An 890-nucleotide genomic window follows, 5' to 3' on the forward strand; every position below is an offset into this window, starting at 1 on the left:
GGACCTCCGCGGCCAGCGTCACCAGGATCGCGCCCGCCGCGCCGAGGCTCGACACCAGGTCCGGCCCCGGCTCGCGGGCGGCCCCCACAGATGACCGGGCGTGAGAAGAGCGGCGGTCAGCGCCATGAGGACGAGGCCGATGAGCCCGCTCGCGGGCGTCGCCTGCGGCACCTCGAAGGCGAGCAGCGTCAGCCCCCACCCCACCATGCCGCCGATGGCGAGCAGCGCCAGCAGGCGCCAGCGCTTCAGCCGGGCCACCGCGAGCGCGCTCGCCCCCACGGCGACGATCAGGAAGGCGACGCCCATAGGCGTTCGGGTCGCTGGAGGTGACCAGCAGCGGCGTCGCCGCCGCGCCGGCAAAGCCCAGCACCGCCAGCGCCGGCCCGTGCAGCAGCGCCGCGAACACCGTGGCGATGCCGGTGAGCGCCAGCAGCACGAAGGCCGCGCCGGGCGAAAGCAGATGGTAGAGTTCATAGGCGGCGTAGAGGCTGCCGAAGGCGGTCATGGTGCCGGCGGCGGCGAGCACGCTCGGCACATGGGCCGCCGGCAGGCCGGCGAAGCCGTCCTTGCGGTCGATCCGGCGCAGCCACTCGCCCGCGCCGAGAAGCAGGGCGGCCAGCAGCAGGCCGAGCACCACCCGCGCCAGCGGGCCGATGAGATCCTGCTCCACCGCGTAGCGCACCAGGAACACGCCGCCGAGCGCCAGCGCGATGCCGCCCACCCACACCGCCCAGCGGGCGCCGAGACGCTCCTCGAAGCCGGCAAAGCGCTCCTTCAGCGGCACCGCGGGCGGGTGCGGCGGCGGGACAGGCGGTCGTACGGGGGACTGTGCGGGCGGTTCGGGAACCGCCGGCGGCGCAGCGCCGCCTTATCGTCCGCATCGGGCACCA

General features: G+C 75.4%; 1 protein-coding gene. It reads right to left on the minus strand.

Annotation, left to right across the window (positions count from 1 at the left end; genetic code table 11):
* Nucleotides 1-784 (minus strand): DUF2339 domain-containing protein (locus tag AC2W7M_RS26425; protein WP_486136149.1); only part of this gene is annotated, 784 nt, incomplete at its 3' end.
* Nucleotides 785-890 lie beyond the last annotated feature (106 nt).

Source organism: Xanthobacter sp. BG11Y11_SDJG, assembly GCF_057364445.1.